The sequence below is a fragment of the Nocardia sp. NPDC004604 genome, assembly GCF_040609795.1.
Classification (GTDB): domain Bacteria; phylum Actinomycetota; class Actinomycetes; order Mycobacteriales; family Mycobacteriaceae; genus Nocardia.
In genome coordinates, this window is record NZ_JBEXLC010000152.1 from 1 (window position 1) to 21,225 (window position 21,225).

General features: G+C 66.4%; 15 protein-coding genes, 1 tRNA gene and 1 pseudogene. 10 read left to right on the top strand and 7 right to left on the bottom strand.

What is annotated here, in order from left to right:
- Positions 1 to 372 precede the first annotated feature (372 nt).
- Entirely contained in the window at positions 373 to 1,215 is an 843-nt protein-coding gene (locus ABZW16_RS35920; protein ID WP_354960580.1) for an alpha/beta hydrolase, read from the bottom strand.
- A gap of 139 nt (positions 1,216 to 1,354) precedes the next feature.
- On the opposite strand from ABZW16_RS35920, the gene ABZW16_RS35925 reads away from it, so the two are divergent.
- Both ABZW16_RS35925 and ABZW16_RS35930 read left to right on the top strand, forming a co-directional pair.
- Entirely contained in the window at positions 1,355 to 1,951 is a 597-nt protein-coding gene (locus ABZW16_RS35925; protein ID WP_354960582.1) for a PadR family transcriptional regulator, read from the top strand.
- Between the two features lie 333 nt (positions 1,952 to 2,284).
- Positions 2,285 to 2,629, top strand: a pseudogene (locus ABZW16_RS35930) (FCD domain-containing protein); the annotation flags it as partial.
- A 234-nt stretch (positions 2,630 to 2,863) separates the two neighbouring features.
- On the opposite strand, the gene ABZW16_RS35935 reads toward ABZW16_RS35930, so the two are convergent.
- From ABZW16_RS35935 to ABZW16_RS35945, 3 genes are all read right to left on the bottom strand, one after another.
- The gene (locus ABZW16_RS35935; protein WP_354960583.1) at positions 2,864 to 3,766 is read right to left on the bottom strand and encodes an acyl-CoA dehydrogenase family protein; all 903 of its coding nucleotides are present in this window, start codon (positions 3,764 to 3,766) and stop codon (positions 2,864 to 2,866) included.
- Positions 3,763 to 4,122, bottom strand: a complete 360-nt coding sequence (locus ABZW16_RS35940; protein ID WP_354960584.1) for a hypothetical protein — start codon at positions 4,120 to 4,122, stop codon at positions 3,763 to 3,765. Before ABZW16_RS35940 ends, ABZW16_RS35935 begins: the two co-directional genes overlap by 4 nt.
- A gap of 172 nt (positions 4,123 to 4,294) precedes the next feature.
- Positions 4,295 to 4,376: transfer RNA gene (locus ABZW16_RS35945), tRNA-Leu, on the bottom strand.
- 385 nt (positions 4,377 to 4,761) lie between these two features.
- Here ABZW16_RS35945 and ABZW16_RS35950 point away from each other — a divergent pair.
- The 3 genes from ABZW16_RS35950 (at position 4,762) to ABZW16_RS35960 (ending at position 15,376) form a co-directional block, all read left to right on the top strand.
- Positions 4,762 to 14,115, top strand: a complete 9,354-nt coding sequence (locus ABZW16_RS35950) for a fatty acid synthase subunit beta domain-containing protein (protein ID WP_354960585.1) — start codon at positions 4,762 to 4,764, stop codon at positions 14,113 to 14,115.
- A gap of 90 nt (positions 14,116 to 14,205) precedes the next feature.
- Positions 14,206 to 14,643, top strand: a complete 438-nt coding sequence (locus ABZW16_RS35955) for a holo-ACP synthase (protein ID WP_354960586.1) — start codon at positions 14,206 to 14,208, stop codon at positions 14,641 to 14,643.
- Positions 14,644 to 14,929: 286 nt separating this feature from the next.
- Positions 14,930 to 15,376: a hypothetical protein gene (locus ABZW16_RS35960; RefSeq protein WP_354960587.1), complete on the top strand. Its 447-nt coding sequence runs from the start codon at positions 14,930 to 14,932 to the stop codon at positions 15,374 to 15,376.
- A gap of 5 nt (positions 15,377 to 15,381) precedes the next feature.
- Here the strand turns inward: ABZW16_RS35960 and ABZW16_RS35965 are convergent, their stop codons facing one another.
- A complete protein-coding gene (locus ABZW16_RS35965) occupies positions 15,382 to 16,587 on the bottom strand; it encodes a helix-turn-helix transcriptional regulator (RefSeq protein WP_354960588.1) in 1,206 nt (401 codons plus the stop codon).
- A gap of 299 nt (positions 16,588 to 16,886) precedes the next feature.
- On the opposite strand from ABZW16_RS35965, the gene ABZW16_RS35970 reads away from it, so the two are divergent.
- Positions 16,887 to 17,084, top strand: coding sequence for a hypothetical protein (locus ABZW16_RS35970; RefSeq protein WP_354960589.1), 198 nt, complete (start codon positions 16,887 to 16,889; stop codon positions 17,082 to 17,084).
- Entirely contained in the window at positions 17,081 to 17,425 is a 345-nt protein-coding gene (locus ABZW16_RS35975; RefSeq protein ID WP_354960590.1) for a hypothetical protein, read from the top strand. The genes ABZW16_RS35970 and ABZW16_RS35975 overlap by 4 nt, the downstream gene beginning before the upstream one ends.
- 175 nt (positions 17,426 to 17,600) lie before the next feature.
- Here ABZW16_RS35975 and ABZW16_RS35980 read toward each other — a convergent pair whose 3' ends face one another.
- Positions 17,601 to 18,221, bottom strand: coding sequence for a TetR/AcrR family transcriptional regulator (locus ABZW16_RS35980; protein ID WP_354960596.1), 621 nt, complete (start codon positions 18,219 to 18,221; stop codon positions 17,601 to 17,603).
- 313 nt (positions 18,222 to 18,534) lie between these two features.
- Here ABZW16_RS35980 and ABZW16_RS35985 point away from each other — a divergent pair, with 313 nt between their 5' ends.
- Together ABZW16_RS35985 and ABZW16_RS35990 are read left to right on the top strand one after the other, a co-directional pair.
- Entirely contained in the window at positions 18,535 to 19,809 is a 1,275-nt protein-coding gene (locus tag ABZW16_RS35985; protein ID WP_354960591.1) for a hypothetical protein, read from the top strand.
- Between the two features lie 255 nt (positions 19,810 to 20,064).
- The gene (locus tag ABZW16_RS35990) at positions 20,065 to 20,280 is read left to right on the top strand and encodes a hypothetical protein (protein WP_354960593.1); all 216 of its coding nucleotides are present in this window, start codon (positions 20,065 to 20,067) and stop codon (positions 20,278 to 20,280) included.
- Positions 20,281 to 20,282: 2 nt separating this feature from the next.
- On the opposite strand, the gene bcp is transcribed toward ABZW16_RS35990, so the two are convergent.
- Entirely contained in the window at positions 20,283 to 20,756 is a 474-nt protein-coding gene (gene bcp / locus ABZW16_RS35995; protein WP_354960594.1) for a thioredoxin-dependent thiol peroxidase, read from the bottom strand.
- Between the two features lie 111 nt (positions 20,757 to 20,867).
- On the opposite strand from bcp, the gene ABZW16_RS36000 reads away from it, so the two are divergent.
- Positions 20,868 to 21,089: a DUF3618 domain-containing protein gene (locus tag ABZW16_RS36000; RefSeq protein ID WP_354960595.1), complete on the top strand. Its 222-nt coding sequence runs from the start codon at positions 20,868 to 20,870 to the stop codon at positions 21,087 to 21,089.
- Positions 21,090 to 21,225 lie beyond the last annotated feature (136 nt).

A 21,225-nucleotide genomic window follows, 5' to 3' on the forward strand; every position in this document is an offset into this window, starting at 1 on the left:
TATATCGTGTTCGGGTTGTGGAGCGTTAGGCTCATCGAACAGTGAAGCCGCAGGTCATCGACCTGCGGCTTCACTGTGGTGTGTTATTGCGCGAATACCTTGCGGTGGTTCAGCCATCGACGAGCGTCGTTTGTGTCCGAGCGATCCAGGGGCGTCGAGGCCCGGCACACTCCGCGCGGGCGGTCCGTGCAGCGAGAGTAGACGCCCGCTCATGCCGAATGTCGTGCGGTTCGCAACCGCGATAGCCCTTTGCTCGCCGAGTTGATGCGTGTCTACCACCGTCTGGATACGGCGCGTTGTTGTCGTCCGCGATGTCCACCGCTTCTTCGATGAACTGCTCGAGATGCTCGACAGAGTTGTGACAGGGAGGTCCTACCGTGTCGGGCTGCACGACAAGACTGCGTGGTGGAGTGCTCGGGCGAATCCCTGCGGATGTGTGGCATATCCCGGGTGTCCACCCGGGAAGACCACGGGCTGTTGGTCCAGCGCGGCAGCGAGTGCGAGTCCGGTGTCGTGGGCGAGCTGTCGCTGCGATGCTGCGCCGACCCCGATTGCGATGCGGTCGTGGAGGTTTCGCAGGGCCTCGAGATCGGGAAGATAGTCCCCGATGGGCCCCATCCGGTGAGCGATGAAGAATTCGAAATTGCCCTGCATCCGGGTGAGCTTGTCCTGCATGGCCGTCGCCCCCGCCTCGCTTTCGAAGGGTGGCTCATCCGATCGGGCCGGTCCGCCGAGCCCGGCCCCGACAGCGAACGCCTGCTGCGCGGCGTGCAGTCCCTGTTCCCGGTAGGCGTCGACGACGCGATGTAGGAGGTCGCGCCGGGGATCATCGACCGGTAGCAGGAGAACGGCAGGAGGCTCGTGGGCGATCACCGAGGCCACCCGGTCGGGTCGGCGGGCGGCGAGTGCGAGCGCGATCTGCGCGCCGGCGCTGGTCCCGCAGACGTGCGCCATGGCATCGGTCACCTGCGACAGCACACGCAAGGCATCGTCGACCTCGGTCTCGATCGAGACCTGATCGACCGGATGATGCAACCGGCTGCGCGATATCCCCCGCGTGTCGTAAGTGACGACCGTGAAGTGCCGGGCCAGATCCTCGGTGACGCCGCCGAAATCGCGGCCGTCGTCCGCGCCTCCGGCAATGAGCAGCAGCGCCGGGCCGGAACCGGTCGCCTCGTAGTACAGGTCGGCACCGGGAACAGTCAATGTAGCCATCGCTGGCCTTGCCTTTCGTCGATTCGGACCGGAAACATGCGGCGCCCTCACCGCGTTCAGGATGTCTGATCCCCAGTCAGTGTATAGTCGCATACGACTAATTGTCTACGTATAGTCGTGGAGAACTATGGAGGGAACGGTGCCGAAGCAGCGCAGGATAGCCAATCCGCTGGCGTTGTTCGTGTTGGCCGAACTCATGCCCGGGCCGACGCATCCGTACGAACTGGGCCGTCTGCTGACCGAGCACGGCAAGGATCGGAACGTCCGCTACACCCGCAGTTCGCTGTACACGGTGGTGAACCAGCTACTCAAGGCCGGTTTCATCGCCGAGCAGGAGACCGTGCGCGACACTCAACGTCCCGAGCGGACCGTCTACACGATCACCGAATCCGGTCGCAGCGAGCTGCGTGACTGGCTGCGCGAGCTCATCGCCACACCCCGCGAGGAATACCCGCAGTTCGTCTCCGCCCTGTCCCTGCTGATGGTCCTGCCCCCGGACGATGCGATCGACCTGCTAGGCAAGCGCTTATCGATCCTGCACCACGAGGCCGAAGCCGCGCGCGCAGAGTTCGACACCGCCACCGCGAACGGGCTCGAGTGGATCTACCTGGTCGACGACCAATACCGCCTCGCCGCACTCGACTTCGAGCGACAGTTCGTCACCGCACTCATCGACTCCCTGAAAGACCCCGCGTATCAGCGGAAATGGCGCGAAATCGCGAAGGGCATGGCATGAGCGACCCACTCCCGCCGCGCGGTGCACTGCACCCGGCCCACCGAGAGGGAACGCACTGTATTGCCGCATACCGAGCGAACGACCCGGGGGTGTGCGCGGTGGTCTCCGATGCGCTAGCGGAGCGCCGATCGCCGACAACTCGGTGGAATCGGTCGGTCAAGCCATGGTCTTCACCCGCCGAACGCCTACCGGCACGATCCGAATCGCTGGCCCTTCGACCGTCAAAGTGTTCGGGTTGTGGAGCGTTAGGCCCACAAAAAACGCAGGTCAGGACCGGATTGCACCGGTCCTGACTTGTTCTATTATGCCTAGCCCCGCGGAAACGCGCACCACCGCTTCCACCACGTGCTCACCGGCGCCGTCGGATCTCGGATCCAGAGGGCGATCACCGAGCTCAGCGACCGCTACCCCACGATTTACGCGACGCACGCCCCGCTCGCCTGGCAGCGCGGGCTGCGCCACCACACCGCGATCCTCGAGGCCGTGCGCACCTTCGACCCGCACAATGTCGGGCACGCGTTTGGGCATCACCTCGCGTACGCCGCCCGGGCGCTGATCCAGAACGTCGACCCGGCCTACACACCGCACCTGCTGAACCAGACCCTGCACATGATCGGCTCGCCCGATCAGGACGAGGCCCCCGCGGACGCGGCCGAGGCGGGCGCGCTGGTGCCCTGAGAGGACCACACCGACGAAAAATCCCCGGGCGCCGGTGGGAAATCTCTGGGTCTCTCTCCGTGGAACATCTCGACATCGGCACCGCAGACACCGGTGGCCTCGACCTCGAGGACGCCGGTCTCGGCATCGGAGGCGGGGACGGTGAACTCTCGCAGCTCGAGATGGCCCGGTTCGGTGATGACCCAGGAGGTTGCGGTCAGGGGAAGATCGGATCGGTCACGAGATCATTGCCTTTCAACGTGTTCCGTACCAGCTGCCGTAGCCGAGCTGACGACCGGCGAGGTCGCGCAGAATGTCCTCGGTGCCACCACCGATGGCCAAGGCGCGAACCTCACGGTATAGGCGCTCACTGGCTGGTCCCTGCATGAAGCCGCTGCCACCGAGGATGGTGACGGCACCCTTCGCCACATTGTCGAAGGTGAGAGTGGCCTGGACCTTGAGCAGTGCCAGCTCGGCCGGTGTCGCCTGCCCTTTCTGGAAGCGCCAGGCACACAGTTCCGTCATGGCCTGCGTCGCGTCGATCTGCCGGGTGAGGTCGGCGAGCTGAGCACGGACGAGTTGGTGGGAGCCGATGGTCTTCCCGAAGGTCTCCCGCTCGCCGGCGTAGCGCGCAGCCTCGTCGAGGCACACACGGGAGAAGCCGGTGCATTGCTGGGCGACGCCGAGCCGCTCGACATTGAAGCCCGCCATGACCTGCTTGAATCCCTCGTTCTCGGGACCGATGAGGTGGGTGACCGGTACCTTTACGTGGTCGAAGTAGATGGTGGCCGTATCCGAGGAGTGCAGACCCATCTTCTGCAGCGGGGTGCGGTCGACGCCTGTACTGTCGGCCTCGATGAGAAGGATCGAGAGACCGCCCATGCCAGCTCCCCCGGTACGCACCGCAGTGAGCAGATAGTCGGCGCGCATGCCGTTGGTGATGTAGGTCTTCTGGCCGTTGACCACATAGTGGTCGCCATCGCGCACGGCGGTCGTGGTGAGTGCGGCGACGTCGGAACCGCCGGAGGGCTCGGTGATGGCTAGTGCAAGGATCTTGTCGCCGGCGATGACCTCGGGAACGACACGGTCGCGTAGCTCGGGACATCCCAGGTCGATGACCGGTGGCAGGGCGACGGTATGGGTCAGCAGTCCCATCATGAGGCCGCCGGAGCCGGTCGGGTTTTCTGTTCGCGGCCGCCGATGAGGAGGCTGACTCGGCGTCGTTGCCGGAACGGGATGCGGAAATAGCCGTCGCCGGTGACGCGTACCTGACCGTCGGGAGATGGGCCGACAAGTAGAACGTCGTCGACAGGCTGGATCTGCAGCTGCGTTCCCGGCGACCAGTCGAGCGCTGCCATGACATACCGGTCGAGGACTCTGCCGGCCTCGCCGAGCGTTGATATGCCGCACAGGATGTCGTCGTCGGGGATGGACGCCGGTTCCGGCGGGCCCGGCAGCGGACCGCGGATCAGCTGTTCCAGTGGTGCCTGCGGGAGAACGAGCGGGGGAATCATCGGCGGCCCCGATCGTTTCCCGTGTCCGGCCGGGCAGGGTCATCGATGGTCGATCCTGGCGGATCTGTCAGAAGTTGTCGCAGGTGGGTGCGCATTTTCCCTGGTCACCTCCGTGTGTTCGAGTGCGCTCGAACACACGGCACGCAAATCCGGCAAATCTGCCGGGAATCTGTGCGCGAGAGGGGACTTGAACCCCTACGTCCGTGGACACCAGAACCTAAATCTGGCGCGTCTGCCAATTTCGCCACTCGCGCTTGATGGTACGACCGTCCAAACTCTACCGGGCTTGACCGTCATCGCGAAGCGCGGCCCGGGCGTGTCGTACTCGCCGGTAACCCCACCTGGGATTATAACGATTTTATAACGTCCAACATGAGGAGTACTCATGTTTCGTACGCGTTGGTAACCCGATAGACCAGCGGCTTTGAACATGAGGGAGAGTCATGTTTCTGGGAATTCTGGTACGTAGGTACCGGAATACTCGGCGGTAAGGCGGGCGCGAGGGAGCAAACGTGAGGATTTCCTCATGATTTTCTGGAATCCTGACAATCATCAGGGCTCATTGGTGAGGAACACCTGCGCACCGAGGGAGCGGCGTGTCTCGACGGCATGTCGCCAGGAGAAGGAAGTCGAAGCGTCTTGACGATCAATGAGAGCACTGCGGCCGGAACCGGACAGAGCCCGAAAGTGGTTGGGGCGCCACAGCAGGGGGGATCTAGGGCCCCGCTGCTGGATCGGCTGTTGGGCGCAACGCCCTATGCGCTCGCCTTCGGCGGGCAGGGTGCCCGCTGGCTCGGTGAGCTGGAGGAAATCGGGCGTGATGCCGCGCTGGAGCCCGAGCTGACCGCATTGGTCAATGAGGCGGCCGCGCTGCTGGAACCCGTTGCGGCACAACTGCTCGTGGTGCGTCCGATGGGCTTTGATCCGATCGGCTGGATGCTCGAGAACGAGCTCGCCGAGGGGGATGAGGCCGAGGTTTCGGGTGCGCCATCGGAGCAGGTGCTGCGGTCGGCCGCGGTATCGATGCCGGGCGTATTCCTGACGCAGGTGGCCGCCGTGCGCGCGCTGCGACTGCAAGGTCTGGATGCGAACGAGCACGCGCCGGTCGCTATCATCGGGCATTCCCAGGGGCGGCTGGCCGCGACCTCGGTGGAGGCCGGGGGGCAGCGCGATGCCGAACTCCTCGCAATTGCCCAAATGATCGGTGCGGCAGCGGGTTTGGTGGCGCGTCGGCGCGGTCTGATGCCGGTGGGCGAGCGCTCGTCGATGGTCGCGGTATCGAATGTCGATCCCGAACACCTGAGCACGGTGGTGGCCGAGGTATCCGCGGGTGTGGATCCGGCCGCGGCCGCGGTGGTTTCGATTCGCAACGGTCGTCGGCGCGTTGTGCTGTCCGGTACGCCGACCCAGCTGGAGCGCGTGCGTCAGCGGTGCGCTCAGATCCATGACGAGCAGACCCGTGAGCGGGATGCGAAGACGCGCGGTGGCGCGGTGTTTGCACCGGTCTTCGAGGATCTGGCTGTCGATGTGGCATTCCATCACCCCGCGCTCGCCGACACCGTCGAGATCGTGAGCGGCTGGGCGGACAAGTGCGGTGTGGACGCCGCCCTGGCGGGCACACTGGCCCGGGAGATCCTGGTCGATCCGATCGACTGGGTCGAGACGGTCGACGGCGTCGTCGCCGCGGGCGCGCAGTGGATTCTCGATCTGGGTCCCGGCGATCTGCTCAGCAGGCTCACCAGCGGCTCGCTGAAGGGCACCGGCGTCGGCATTGTCGCGGCCGCGACCCGCGCGGGCCAGCGCAGCCTGCTGACCCCCGGCGCCGCGCCCCAGGTGGCCCAGCCGTGGTCGGCCTTCGCGCCGCGCCCGGTGCGCCTGCCCAACGGACGCGTCGTGGTGGAGACCGCGTTCACCAAGCTGACGGGTCGCTCGCCGATCCTGCTCGCGGGCATGACCCCGACCACCGTCGATGCGAAAATCGTTGCGGCGGCGGCGAATGCGGGCCACTGGGCGGAGCTGGCCGGTGGCGGCCAGGTGACCGAGCAGATCTTCGCCGACCGGGTGGCGGAGCTGAAGACGCTGCTGCACCCGGGGCGCGCGGTGCAGTTCAACTCGCTGTTCCTCGACCCGTACCTGTGGAAGCTGCAGCTGGGCGGCAAGCGCCTGGTGCAGAAGGCCCGCGCGGCGGGTGCGCCGTTCGATGGCGTCATCGTCACCGCGGGCATTCCGGAACTGGAAGAGGCCGTCGCGCTGATCGAGGAGCTGACCGAGGTCGGCATTGCCCACGTGGCGTTCAAGCCGGGCACCGTGGCCCAGATCCGCGCGGTGCTGCGCATCGCCGACCAGCTGCCGGACTACCCGGTGATCATGCACATCGAGGGCGGCCGGGCCGGTGGCCACCACTCCTGGGAGGACCTCGACGACCTGCTGCTGGAGACCTACGCCGAACTGCGCAACCGCGCCAACGTGGTGGTCTGCGTCGGCGGCGGCATCGGCACCCCGGAACGTGCCACCGAATACCTGACCGGTGAATGGGCAGTGCCGCACGGCTATCCGGTGATGCCGCTGGACGGCGTGCTGGTCGGCACCGCCGCCATGGCCACGCTGGAGGCCACCACCGCACCCGAGGTCAAGCAACTGCTCGTCGCTACCCCCGGCACCCAGGGCTGGGTCGGCGCGGGCACCGCGACCGGCGGAATGGCTTCCGGCCGTAGCCAATTGGGTGCCGATATCCACGAGATCGACAATGCCGCCTCGCGCACCGGCCGCCTGCTCGACGAGGTCGCCGGTGACGCCGACGCGGTCGCCGAGCGTCGCGCGGAGATCATCGCCGCGCTGAACGTCACGGCAAAGCCGTATTTCGGCGATCTGGCCAGCATGACCTACCTCGAGTGGCTGGAGCGCTACGTCGAGCTGGCCGTCGGCCTGGATCGCCGCAAGGACTTCGACTGCGGCAGCGATCTGGGTGACGCCTTCCTCGACGCCACCCGCTCGGTGTGGCACGACATCACCTGGCGCGACCGGTTCGCGGAAATGATGCGCCGCACCGAATCCCGGCTGCATCCGGCCGACCGCGGCGAGATCCCCACGCTGTTCGAATCCGACGAGGCCTTCGAGAAGCCGGTCGACGCGCTGTGCACGCTGAAGCAGCAGTACCCGGCCGCGGAACAGACGCTGCTGCATCCGGCGGATGTGCCGTTCTTCGTCAGCCTGTGCAAGACCCCGGGTAAGCCGGTCAATTTTGTCCCTGTCGTCGACGGCGATGTGCGCCGCTGGTGGCGCTCGGATTCGCTGTGGCAGGCCCATGATCCGCGCTACACGGCCGATCAGGTGTGCATCATCCCCGGCACGGTTTCCGTCGCTGGCATCACCCGCGTGGACGAGCCGGTCGGCGAACTGCTGGACCGCTTCGAGCAGGATACGGCGTTCTCGCTGGTCCGTGCGGGTGTGACGCCGGTCGCGGTCGATGCGCGGCGCAGCGCGGGCGTTATCTCCGGTCCGATCGACGCGGTGCTGGCCGCGCCGGATGTCGAATGGTCCGGCCGCACCACCATCAACCCGATCCACCGCCTCGGCGATCTGGCCGAGTGGAAGGTCGACGGCGAGGGCGCGATCCATCCGCCGACCGGTGCGACGCTCACCGAAACCGCCGGGCCGGACGTCGACCACTCCTATGTCGAGTTCACCGTTCCGCTGTCCGGTCGCGACGCCGTGCGCATCCGGATTCGCATCACCGTTCCGTCCTCGCTCTACAACGGCGGCGCTCCGGTCATTACCGAAGCCGATGCCGACACCGCCATGTCCGCGCTGCTCGCGGTCGCCGCGGGCCAGTCGCTGCCGGAGGTGAAGGGCAGGGTCGCGCACATCAATCTGGCGTGGACCCCGGATCTCATCGCCGATCACGCGGGCGTCACCAGTTCGGGCCTGCCCGCATCGCTGAGCACGCTCGGCCGTACCGTGCCAGACGTCCTCGTCGGCGCGTGCTGGCCCACCGTTTTCGCGGTGCTCGGTGCCTCGCGCACCGAGAGCGCGGATTCGGTGATCGAGGGCATGCTGGATCTGGTGCATCTCGATCACCAGATCGAGCTGCTGCGCGAATTGCCGAGCAGCACAAGCATTCTCGTTGTCCGCGCGGAGTCGAAGTCGGTGCTCGACACCGATCTGGGCCGCGTGGTCGAGGTCGAGGTCACCGTTGGTGAGATGCGCGATCAGGGCTTGGACGTGGTGCCGCTGGCCCGCCTCACCGAACGCTTCGCCATCCGCGGCCGCAATGGCGCGGGCGAGCTGACCGATCCGCCGCGCGCGGCCGGTGTGGTTTCCGATGCGGCCACCGATACCCCGCGGCGTCGGCGCCGTGACGTCACCATGGTCGCGCCGCGTGCCATGAACGCCTTCGCCGAGGTCTCCGGTGACCACAACCCGATCCACACCAGCGATTCCGCCGCCAAACTGGCCGGGCTCGGCAGCCCGATCGTGCACGGCATGTGGCTCTCGGCCGCCGCGCAGCACGCGGTCTGCGCCATCGATCCCGAAAGCTCCACTCCGGCACGGACGCTGACCGCGTGGACCACCCGATTCCTGGGAATGGTCCGCCCCGGCGCCGAGATCGACGTGCGGGTCGAGCGGATCGCGGTCGACGCCGGCAGCGAAATCGTCGAGGTCTCCTGCCGGACCGACGGCGAGCTGGTGATGACCGCGACCGGTCGCACCGCCGCTCCGAAGACGGTCTACGCCTTCCCCGGTCAGGGCATTCAGCGCAAGGGCATGGGTCTGGACGCGCGCGCCCGCTCGAAGGCCGCCAAGGAGATCTGGGAGCGCGCAGATAAGCACACCCGTGCCGCACTCGGCTTCTCCATCCTGGCCGTGGTCCGGGACAACCCGACCTACCTCAAGGCACGCGGTGTCGAGCACCGGCACCCGGACGGCGTAATTCATCTGACCCAGTTCACCCAGGTCGCCATGGCGGTGCTCGGCGTTGCCCAGGTCGCCGAACTGCGCGAGGCCGGTGCCTTCGTCGAGGGCGCCATGCTGGCCGGACATTCGGTCGGTGAGTACAACGCGCTCGCCGCCGTCGCCGGTGTGCTGCCGCTGGAGGCGGTGCTGGAGGTCGTATTCCAGCGCGGTTCGGCCATGCACGAGCTGGTGCCCCGGGATGCGCAGGGCCGCAGCGACTATCGGATGGCCGCCATCCGGCCGTCGCAGATCGGGCTGCCCGATGACGAGGTCGTCGGCTTCGTCTCCGGTGTCGGCGCGAGCGTCGGGGAATTCCTCCAGGTCGTCAACCTGAACCTGCGCGGTTCGCAGTACGCGATCGCGGGCACGGTCAAGGGGCTCGACGCGCTGGAGGCCGAAATCGACCGCCGCCGTGCCGAATTCGGCGGCAAGCGGGCGTTCATCCTGGTCCCCGGCATCGATGTGCCGTTCCACTCCACCGTGCTGCGCCAGGGTGTTCCGGAGTTCCGGCAGAAGCTCGAACAGCTGCTGCCCGCTGATCTGCACCCGGAAATCCTGATCGGACGCTACATCCCGAACCTGGTGCCCAAGCCCTTCTCGCTGGAGCGCGCCTTCATCCAGGAGATCGCCGATCTGGTGCCCTCGGAGCCGCTGGCCGCCGTGCTCGCCGACTTCGACAGCTGGGCTGCGCGTCCGACCGACCTGTGCCGGGTGGTGCTGGTCGAACTGCTCGCCTGGCAGTTCGCCAGCCCGGTCCGCTGGATCGAGACCCAGGACCTGCTGTTCACCGCTGCCGCGCACGGGGGACTCGGGGTGGAGCGGTTCGTCGAAATCGGTTTGGGCGCAACCCCGACCGTGGCGAACCTGGCCAGCCAGACGCTGAAGCTGCCCGCCTTCGGCACGGTCACCGTCGAGGTGCTGAATATCGAGCGCGAGGCCGCGGTTGTCTACTCGACCGATACCGACCCCGCGTCGGTCGACGAGCCCGTCGACGAGCCGGTCGAAACCGCCGCGGCCGCAGCGCCGGTCGCCGCGGCACCGGTTGCCGCCCCGGTGGCGAGCTCGGGTGGTCCGCGCCCGGACGACATCGCGTTCACCGCCGCCGACGCCACCCGCGTGCTCATCGCGCTGTGGACCAAGCTGCGGCTGGATCAGATCGGCCCGGTCGACACCATCGAAGGGCTCTGCGACGGCGTTTCGTCCCGGCGCAACCAGCTGCTCGTCGACCTCGGCTCCGAGCTGTCGCTCGGCGCCATCGACGGTGCGGCCGACGCCGATATGGGCGCACTCTCCGCCACGGTCGAGCGACTCGCCCGTACCTACAAGCCCTTCGGTTCGGTGCTCTCCGATGCCATCGGTGACCACCTGCGCAAGATCTTCGGCCCGTCCGGCAAGCGGCCCGCCGCGATCGCCGAGCGCGTCACGAAGGTCTGGGAACTCGGCGACGGCTGGGCCAACCATGTCACCGCCGAGGTATCCCTCGGCACCCGCGAGGGTGTCAGCGTGCGCGGCGGTGATCTCGGCGGACTTGTCGCGGGTGTGAGCGACGCCGCCTCGGTCGACGCGGCCATCGACGCCGCGGTACAGGCGGTCGCGGCCCGGCGCGGTATCGCGGTGTCGATGCCGAGCGCGGGCGGCGGTGGCGGTGCCACCGTGGACGCGGCGGCACTCGGCGAGTTCACCGAGCAGATCACCGGTCGCGACGGTGTACTCGCCACGGCCGCCCGTGTCGTGCTCGAACAGCTCGGCCTGGCCGAGCAGGCATCCGCGCCGGAGGCCACCGAGGACACCCTGGTCGATCTGGTCTCGGCCGAGTTGGGTTCGGACTGGCCGCGTTTGGTCGCGCCCGCCTTCGACGCCCGCAAGGCGGTGCTGATCGACGACCGCTGGGCGACCGCGCGCGAAGATCTGGCCAAGCTGTGGCTGCTCGACGACATCGGCTCCGGCGAAGATTCGGTGGACGGTTTCCTCGGTGCGGGCGAAGCCGTTGCGGCGCAGGCCAACTGGTGGCGCGAGAAGGCCAAGCGCGACGCCCGCTCGGTGCTCGCCGGACTGTACGAGCGCATTGCCGAGGCCGCGCTCAGCACCGAAGAACCCGGCCTGTGGTCCTCGGATATCGCCGTGATCACCGGTGCCAGTAAGGGGTCCATCGCGGCGGCGGCCGCCGGTCGACTGCTCGGTGGCGGCGCCACCGTCGTGGTCACCACCTCGAGCCTCAATGACGAGCGGCTCGGCTTCTACCGCAAGCTTTACCGCGAGAACGCGCGCCACGGTGCGGCGCTCTGGGTTGTCCCCGCAAATATGGCCTCCTACCAGGATGTCGACGCGCTGATCGACTGGGTCGGCACCGAACAGGTCGACAATGCGGGCGGCGCGAAGGTCAAGACCAAGGACGCGATGACCCCGACCCTGCTGCTGCCGTTCGCGGCGCCGCGGGTCGCCGGTGATCTCGCCGATGCGGGCGCCCGCGCCGAAATGGAAATGCGGGTTCTGCTCTGGTCGGTCGAGCGGCTCATCGGTGGGCTGTCCAAGATCGGTGCCGACCATGACGTCGACGCCAAACTGCATGTGGTGCTTCCGGGTTCGCCCAATCGCGGCATGTTCGGCGGCGACGGCGCCTACGGTGAGTCCAAGGCCGCGCTCGATGCCGTGGTCGCCAAGTGGCGGGCCGAGAAGTCGTGGTCGACTCGAGTCACCCTGGTACACGCGCTGATCGGTTGGGTGCGCGGCACCGGGCTGATGGGCCACAACGATCCGATGGTGGCCGCGGTCGAAAAGGCCGGTGTGCACACCTGGTCCACCGCCGAGATGGCCGATGAGCTGCTCAAGTGGTGCACCTCGCGGGCCCGTCAGGTCACCGTGGCCGGACCGCAGCAGATCGACCTGACCGGCGGACTGGCCCGGGTCAAGCTGGATCTGCCCGCGCTGGCCAAGCAGGCCCAGGAGGAGGCAGCGGCCGAAACCGAGGAAGGCGCTGCGGCGGCGACGATTTCGGCGCTGCCCGCACCGCCGACCATGAGCTCGGTGCTGCCGGTGCCCGAATGGGGTACGGTCACCGCCGATCTCGCCGATATGGTCGTGATCGTCGGTGCCGGTGAGCTCGGCCCGTACGGATCGGCGCGCACCCGGTTCGAGATGGAGGTCGAAGATCGGCTCTCGGCCGCGGGCGTACTGGAACTCGCCTGGAGCACCGGCCTGGTGACCTGGGAGAACGACCCCAAGCCCGGTTGGTACGACGCCGAATCCGGTGACTTCGTCCCCGAACACGAGCTGGCCGAGAAGTACCACGACGCGGTGGTCGCCCGCTGCGGTGTGCGCCGCTACGAGGACGACGGCGCCATGATCGACAATGCCGCGCCGCTGATGACCTCGGTCTTCCTCGACCAGGATCTGACCTTCACGGTCGGCGGCGAGTCCGAGGCGCGCGCCTTCTACGCATCGGATCCGGAGCACACGGTGATCACGCCGGTCGCGGATTCGAGTGACTGGCAGGTGATCCGCAAGGCGGGCACCGAGATTCGGGTACCGCGCAAAGCCAAGCTGTCGCGCACCGTCGGCGGTCAGATCCCGACCGGCTGGGATCCCACCATCTGGGGCATCTCCGCCGATATGGCCGCCTCGGTGGACCGGGTGGCGCTGTGGAACATCGTCTGCACCGTGGACGCGTTCATCAGCTCCGGCTTCAGCCCGGCCGAGCTGATGAGCTGGGTGCACCCGAGCCTGGTCGCCAACACCCAGGGCACCGGTATGGGCGGCATGTCCTCGATGCGCTCGCTCTACATCGACAACCTGCTCGGTGAGTCGCGCCCGAACGACATCCTGCAGGAGGCACTGCCGAACGTCGCGCTCGCGCATGTGGTGCAGTCCTACGTCGGCAGCTACGGCGCGATGGTGCATCCGGTGGCGGCCTGTGCGACCGCCGCGGTATCGGTGGAAGAGGGCGTCGACAAGATCCGTTTGGGCAAGGCCGATCTGGTGGTCGCCGGTGGTTTCGACGATCTCGGTATCGAGGGCATCGTCGGCTTCGGTGACATGTCCGCCACGGCGGATTCGGCGGCCATGAGCGCCAAGGGCATCAGCGATCGGTACTTCTCCCGCGCCAATGACCGCCGCCGCGGCGGATTCGTGGAATCGCAGGGTGGTGGCACCGTGCTGCTCGCCCGCGGCGATGTGGCGGTGGAGATGGGCCTGCCGGTGCTCGGTGTGGTCGCCTTCGCGCAGTCGTTCGCCGACGGCGTGCACACCTCCATCCCGGCGCCCGGACTCGGCGCGCTCGGTGCGGGGCGGGGCGGCCGCGAATCCAAGTTCGCCGCCGAACTGCGCAAACTCGGTGTGGCACCGGACGATATCGCGGTCATCTCCAAGCACGACACCTCGACCGCGGCCAACGATCCGAACGAATCCGAACTGCACGAGCGGTTGGCCACGGCCGTCGGACGTTCGGAAGGTGCACCGCTGTTCGTGGTTTCGCAGAAGAGCCTGACCGGACACGCCAAGGGCGGTGCGGCCGCGTTCCAGCTGATCGGCCTGTGCCAGGTGCTGGAAAACGGTGTCGTACCACCGAATCGGAGCCTGGACTGCGTCGATGACAAGATGCGTGGCTACCCGCATCTGGTGTGGGCGCGTGAACCGCTGCGCTTCGGTGAGCGGTTCCCGCTCAAGGCCGGTCTGCTCACCTCACTCGGCTTCGGGCACGTCTCGGGTCTACTCGCGGTGGTGCATCCGGAGGCGTTCATCCAGGCGATCGAGCCGGGGCGGCGCGAAGAGTACCAGCGCCGTGCGCAGGAGCGTCAGCTCGCCGGACGGCAGCGGTTCACCGAGGCCATGTGCGGCGGCGCCCCGCTGTACGAGCGGCCAGCCGATCGCCGCCTCGGTGGTGATGGCGCGCCGTCCGCGCAGAAGCGGCAGCTGGAGGCCGACGTATTGCTCTCGCCCGAGGCACGGCTGTCCGGCAACGGCATCTACCGGGCCGACGGCGCCGGTTGCGGCACCGGGGCAGTGATTCTGGGGCAACTGGACGCCGGTGGGTCTATGGGATAGCGGCTGCAGCCACTACCGTGCAGAGTGCGGCCGCTTCGGCGGCCGCACTCTGACTTTCATTGAGCTAGCGGGCTGAGGAGCGGCGACGCATTGACCATCCTGGGGATCGGCTTGGACTTGGTGACCATCTCCGAGTTCGCCGAACAGTTGCAAAGATCCGGAACCACCATGCTCCGGGAGAGTTTCACGGCCGGTGAGCGGCGCTACTGTCAGAGCAAGGGCACCGATCCGGCACGCAGTTATGCCGCGCGCTGGGCGGCGAAGGAAGCGGTGCTGAAGGCTTGGGCGTCATCGCGTTTCGCGCGCCGCCCGCAGATCGGCGACAACCCGTACCCGCTGATCGAGGTCGTCAATGACGCCTGGGGTCGGCCGAGCATCAAACTACACGGCCTTGCCGCCGAATTCCTGCCGCGCGCAAGGGTTCATCTCTCGCTGACCCATGACGGCGACACAGCTGCCGCCATGGTCGTATTGGAAGACCCAGGCGAACTCGCCGATCTCATCGAGGGCCGCGAAGCGAGCGGCTGATCCTGGACCGATATCGGTGACTCTCTGCCGTCTCGGCGAAGGCCGGGACGGCAGAGACTGGAACGCCATTTCGGACCAAGGGATATTGATCAAGAACGGATGGGCGGTCTGGATCGCCTCGTGTGTCTCTGGCGTCCACTCGTTGGCGATGATGTAGTTGCGGCGCGGAGTGGGGTGACGCCTTCGGGCAGGTTGACCTCGCTGGTGGTACGGCCGTACGCGCGCACGGCAGAAATTCTGGCAGGCTCAGCAGGTCCACGGGTGAGGGCACCTGTCGTGTCCTTAGTTGCTGATCGAGCTGCGCGTGCCATCCGTGCGCCGGTACCCTGCACCTGTGGTTGTCGTATCCCGTCAAGCTCTCGAACATGCTGTTCAGGCGGTCTGGTCTGCGATGACGAGCAGTGCGTCGGATTGGACTGAGCGCAATCCGGCCAAGGGACAGTGCGCCGTGACCGCTTGCGTCGTTCAGGACTATTTCGGCGGGAACATCCTCAATTCCATCGCCACTCTGCCGAGCGGAGAAACCGTTTCTCACTATTTCAACATCATCGACAGCGAAACGGTCGATCTAACTCGAGCGCAGTTTCCTCCAGGAACATCCTTTTCCGCCCCAGAGCCGAAGACGAAGGGCTTCCCTTCGACACGAGATTACTGCCTGTCATTTGACAGGACTCGGCAGCGCTACGACGTATTGAGCAGTCGCGTTTTCGCATACCTTCAGGCGAAGGAATAGCAGGGTTATCGCTCCGCCCACAGTCCGAAGAATTCCCGCACCTCGGCCATCGACACATATCGCCGCAACTCCTCGGCGATGTCAGTCAGCGCAGTCCGCAGCCTGGTTGACGCAACGGTGCCGATGCAGTCGAAATTGTCGATCAACGCCCCGCAGCTGTCAGCAATCGCCCCGGCTTTCACGAAGTTCTGAGCCAGGCGGATCTGCCAGGCCGCCTGCTCGCGCGGATACTGTGCCGTACCTGCGATGGCAGTCCGCAAGTACACGGCCGCCTCCGGATAGTCGCCCAGACGCATGAAAGCCAAGCCTGTCAGTCCGCTCAGCTGCGCTTCGGGCAAATGGTCAAGGTATGCCGGATCACGGCCCCGGGTTGACTCGTAGGCGCGGTGCGCTCGGTTGATCGCCGCAACCGTCGCGGACCGATCGCCGATGACGCTGTAAGCCTCGGCTTCACGGATAGCGGCCAAAGCGCGCAGTTTCGGGCCGCCAGCTCGCCGGGCCGCGAGCTGCGCGGCTTCGGCCAGTTGAACCCCCTCCCATGGCCGCGAACCTTCCCGGTACGACAGCAAGCAGGCATTGATCCAAGCATGAGCTGCGGCAACACCATCTCCGCAAATCGTGGCAGCCTGGGCCGCGTCCGCGTAGTAGCGTCGTGCCTCCTTCCACTGTCCGGCGTCGTAGTGGACCCAACCTGCCGCCGTCATCATCTCGGCTGCGGCGCCGGTCAGGGCGTTGCCTACCTTGTCGGTGTAGCTGCCGTGGTCCAGCAAGTGCTCGACATACCGTGCTTCGTTGGCTGCCACTTCGCAAAGTCGATCGCCGCCGGCAACCAACTGCAATTGATGAATCTGGTTGACACTGTGGACAATTCGGTCGACGTCCGTCCGGCCCACATTGACGCGAGCAGATGCTGCCGCATTGGAGGGGGGTTGCCTTCCATGCAGGACGGCCGCACCAACGCCAACCGCGCCTGCTCTGAAGAATTGGCGACGTTGCACGTCTGCCTCCTCGTCCGACTCCACCACCAGCACAGCAAGCGGCACTTGCAGCGCCTTCGCCACGCGGCGTAGAACGCGGACATCGCAAACAGCCGGGCCGTCGTGCTCCAGTTGTGATACCGCTGGCTGGGTGAGATGGAGGAGCGCACCCAATTCCGCCTGAGTCATGCCGATGGACTTGCGAATCCGCCGGATGGTCTGGCCGGTCGTCATATGCACCTCGGATGCCACCGCCACATCGCTGAGCCGTCATAGGTACTGCCGGATAGTCCGATGCCTGACAGTGGCCTCGCACTCAACCGCACCTTATACCGATTTCCATATCTTTCAGAAGGATTGGCGTATCCGCGGGCGAAACAGAGTGCTTTGCGAGCCTACTGTCGCCGCAGCCCCGCCGCCGGGTCGATGCCGTGCCCCTCATCGGCTCCCCGGCGGCGGGTGCCCACCAACCGAAGGGAAGGGGACCGGCGATGGATCTGCCCGCGCGAATCGATGATGAGAACGAACGAGGCGTGGATGATACTGCCGACGACGAGGGCTATCGCTACCTCCAGCGCACAGACGGATCGTGGTCGCTGGTCGGCGAAGACGGCTGGGAGATCGAGTTCGCCGACCTCGACGCCGATGTGATGGCCACGATCGTCGGCGCGTTGGCGCTCATGTCGATCGATGTGGACCCGATCTCGTTCGTGGACAACGAGATCGGGTGAGTGTCGTGTCGGGGTGGATGGTCGGAATGGTTGCCGCGCTGGCAGTGCCGACAGCGGTGTTCGCGGCGGCGTGGATGTGGCCGATCCGGGTGCCGGAAGGCAGGAGTGTGGCCGAGATTCAGCGGCGGGTACGACAGGAGTGCAGCGAGATGGATGCGAAGGTTTGGCCGGACGGGTACCCGCATGAGGCACCGGACCGGCCGATGGCGGTGCTCGAGGCGCAGCTGACGATGCAGCGGCATCGGGGATGCCGGGTCGGTGAGTGCCCACCCAAGACGGCCGCCTGGCGCGTGTTGGTGGAGGCCGGGAAGATCGCTCCGGATGCGGGTCGCCAGTACTGAAATAGGTACTGCCAGTGTCGAATTCGAGAATGGCAGCGCCCATTTTGTGCCCACATTTTGCCGACAATCACTCATGATCCGCCGTCATCACGGTGAACTGAAGGCGGCCCCAAACCCGGGATGGTTCAAAGTGACCGCCTCGTGCATGCCCTCGGCGGCTGCACGAGGATCCGCGTCAGCGCTGGCTGGCGGTGCGGGATTCCTTCTCGGCGACCATCAGGTAGGCCACCATGAGGCGCTTGAGCTCGGAGACGGCCTCGGTATTGGTCTGATCGTCCTGGACGGAGAAGTTCAGCATCGAATAGACGACGTGGACCAGGACCTCGGCCATCATGGTGCGGCGCGCGCGGGGGGTGCGCGGGGTCAGCGGACGCAGCATCTGCGAGACGACCTCGGCGAACTCCTTTTCGTGGATCGCGCCGGTGGCCCGGGTGGACGGGGTCGACTGCATCGCCAGCCAGACTTCGCGCCGGGACGGGTCGGTCATCCACAGATTCGCCAGATGGTCGACGAACTGATTCATATGCCGCAACCAGTCCAATGACGGGATCTCACCGTGGAAATCGGCGAGTTCCTGCGAAACGGCAACGAGGTCTTGGCGATTCAGCTCACAGACAATGACGTATTTATTGGCGAAGAACTGGTACAGCGTGCCGATCGGCACCTCGGCCCTGGCCGCGACCTCTTCACAGGTGAACGATTCGAACCCGACCTCGACGAGCAATTCCCGGGATGCCTGCAACAGGGCATCGAACTTGCGTTTGCTGCGTTCCTGAGTGGGCCTGCGCCGGGGCATGAGCTCCTGGGGATCGTCCTGCAGGTCCAACGCAGGGTCCAGACGTCGCTGCTTCGACCTGGCCTCCGTGCGTACATCCACGTATCAAGGCTAGCGGTATCGACACGCGTGCGACACGCGCACAGTATCTGCGTGTTAAGAACTGTCACATTTCAACACCCATCCAAGTCGGATACGGCCCCGAACACATAACCGAGCGTGCGTGCATCACAAAGCGCGTTCAGGCCGGGGAATCCAAGGGGCTCAGGGGTTTCGGCAAGCTCGTGAGCTCGCAAAATGCACTGGGAAGGCGTGATCAGTGGGAGCTCGATCTGTGGTAACACTTGGCGTTTCCACCGAACGCGGCGCCGTTCACGCGGTAGCCCTCGCCGACGGCGGCGAGCAGCTACCCGAGCGTGTGCTGCATCAACGGGTGGTGAAGACTCGGGGCGAATCCAAGGCGGACCTGGCGGTCGCGGTCGAGACGGCGATGAACTCCCTCGCCGCCGAGTTCGGGCCCGATCAGGCGATCAGCGGCACGGCGGTCGCTTACCGCGATGCCGCCGAACGCCGCGCGATCGTCACCAGGTTGGCGTCCGGGCCGTGGCATGCCGCCTCGCTGGTTTCGGCGAAGGCCGCACATCTGAGCGTGGCCGGAGTCATGACCTGGCTCGATGAATTCAACGACCTACTCATCTGCGAAGTCGTCCCGGGGTATCAGGCCTTCACTCTGGTCGACCGTCGGCGCAGCCGGGTGCTGGCCGCGACGAGCCAGTCGGGCCGCACCACCGCCACGGCGCTCGACGCCGCGGTGGCAGTGGCGTGGGATGAGTTCGAGGCGGCCGCTGTTCGTCCGTCCGCGGCCGTGCTGATCGGCTCGGGTGCGGGTGCGGCGATGGTGGCAACGGCGATGGACGGATTCGGTGCGCCGGTTATTCCGTGCAAGATCGCGACATCCGCCACCGCGGTCGGTGCGGCGCTGTTCGCCATGTCCGATGTGGAAGGTCCGGTCGAACCGGTCGAGCCGGTCAGGAGTACGCGAGGCACCGGTGTGCTGGTCGCCGCGGCCGGTGTGCTGGCGGGCGGTCTGGTCGCGGGCGGGCTGTACGCGGCGAACACTTCGTCGCACGGCACCGCATCGGCCACCGCGCAAGCACGGGTCGCCGCGGACGCGCGCGTGGTCGACGGCACCGGATCGGCCAGCGGCTCCACTGCGGGCTCTTCGGTTCAGCCGAACCCTTACCCCTTCGACCGACCGGATGCCCGGCAACCCACTGCGGCCGGACCCACCTCCGATGCGACGGCGGCCCAATACGACCTGGGCGGATCCCCGCTGTACTCCGGGCAGCACTGGGGCGGACAATCGCCGCTCGCCCTGGCCCCCTTCGATGTGCACGAGCACGAAAACGAGGCAGCGGTATTGCCGCAGCAGGTCCCCGGGGCGGGCATACCCGGCCCGACCATCAAGGTCGGCGCCCCCAACGGTGCCATGCTGTTCCCCGGTGAATCCCCGCCTCCGCCGGATTTCACCCCCGAGTCCTACCGCTGGTGGGACAACCACCTCCGCTTGGTCCTGCAATGGGCGACCCAGCAGATAATGCCCACCTAGCGGATAACGCAGAAAGGTCCGGTGCCCAAGCGGCACCGGACTTTTCGCTATTCGGGCCCAATTCGCCGCCCAACGCCGGAACAGCGCGCCCGCCGCGACATACTCGAGCACCGCGATCCCTGCACACCACCCCATGGCCAGCAGCGCACTATCGCCGATCGGTGTGCCCATCAACAACCCGTGCATGGTCTCGGTCACCGGGGTGACCGGTTGATTCCCGGCGAACCAGTGCAGCCAACTCGGCATGGACTGTGGATGGCAAGGGAGATGGCGGCCAGCGCCGAGTACGACGGGCATGCGGCCGCACTCGGCAGCGTGATCGACCCGCAGCGCTACCCGGCGTTGGCCCTCGCCATCGAGCAGCAGGCCTTCGGCCTGGACGAAACGCACTGGGCCGAGGGCGATCTGCGGTTCGGTCTGGATCGGCTGCTGGATGGCTACGAGCAGTTCGTGCGCTCGTTCGAGACGTAGGTCTACACCGACAGGTCGCGGCGGAGTTTGGCGACGTGGCCGGTGGCGCGGACGTTGTATTGGGCGACCTCGATCTTGCCCTCGTCGTCGACCAGGAAGGTGGAGCGGATCACGCCGGTGACGGTTTTGCCGTACATGGTCTTCTCGCCGAATGCCCCCCATGCGGTGAGTACGGACTTATCCGGATCCGACAGCAGTGGGAAGGTGAGCTTCTCGGCATCGCGGAATTTGGCCAGCTTGGCGGGCTTATCCGGGGAGATGCCGATGACCTCGATGCCCGCGCCCTCGAGGTCGGCGAGGTTGTCGCGGAAATCGCAGGCCTGCTTGGTGCAGCCGGGGGTGCTCGCGGCCGGATAGAAGTAGACGATCACCTTGCGGCCGCGGTAATCGGACAGCGACACGTTCTTGCCGTCGGCGTCGGGCAGGGTGAAATCGGGGGCGGGATCGCCGGGGGAGAGTCGTTGGTTGTCGGTCACGTCTTGCACGGTAATCGAACGTCCCGACAATGGAGCCCGCACCGACTCGGTGCGGCTGGCTAGACTCGTCGGCGAGCGCGTTCGCGGCACATCTGACACAGGAGGACACACGTGGCTAGGGATACCGAGCGGATCGAGCGGGATATCGAGGCCGCGCGGACACGGCTCGCGAGCACGCTCGACGAAATCGCCGTGCGGGCCGATCCGCAGCGCATTGCCGATGACACCAAGCATATGGTGGTGGCGAAACTGAACGAGCCGAAGGTGAAATACAGCCTGATCGGTGCGGCCGCGGTGGTCGTCGGGTTGGTGCTGCTCAAGATTTTCCGCTGAGCCCAGAAACGCAGAACACCCGGTGTGGCCAGCCACACCGGTGAGAAATAGTTATAAAAGGGAAAAGTGTTTCTATATCTAACACAGCCTTATATATATCATGACGCTCGAGTGAATGATGATGCAATGAAGTTTT

Excerpts from the sequence above, each read along its gene's own strand:
- ABZW16_RS35920 (WP_354960580.1), bottom strand. The coding sequence starts at position 1,215 with ATGGCTACATTGACTGTTCCCGGTGCCGACCTGTACTACGAGGCGACC.
- ABZW16_RS35935 (WP_354960583.1), bottom strand. The coding sequence starts at position 3,766 with ATGATGGGACTGCTGACCCATACCGTCGCCCTGCCACCGGTCATCGAC.
- ABZW16_RS35940 (WP_354960584.1), bottom strand. The coding sequence starts at position 4,122 with ATGATTCCCCCGCTCGTTCTCCCGCAGGCACCACTGGAACAGCTGATC.
- ABZW16_RS35965 (WP_354960588.1), bottom strand. The coding sequence starts at position 16,587 with ATGACGACCGGCCAGACCATCCGGCGGATTCGCAAGTCCATCGGCATG.
- ABZW16_RS35980 (WP_354960596.1), bottom strand. The coding sequence starts at position 18,221 with ATGCCCCGGCGCAGGCCCACTCAGGAACGCAGCAAACGCAAGTTCGAT.
- ABZW16_RS35990 (WP_354960593.1), top strand. The coding sequence starts at position 20,065 with ATGGCAAGGGAGATGGCGGCCAGCGCCGAGTACGACGGGCATGCGGCC.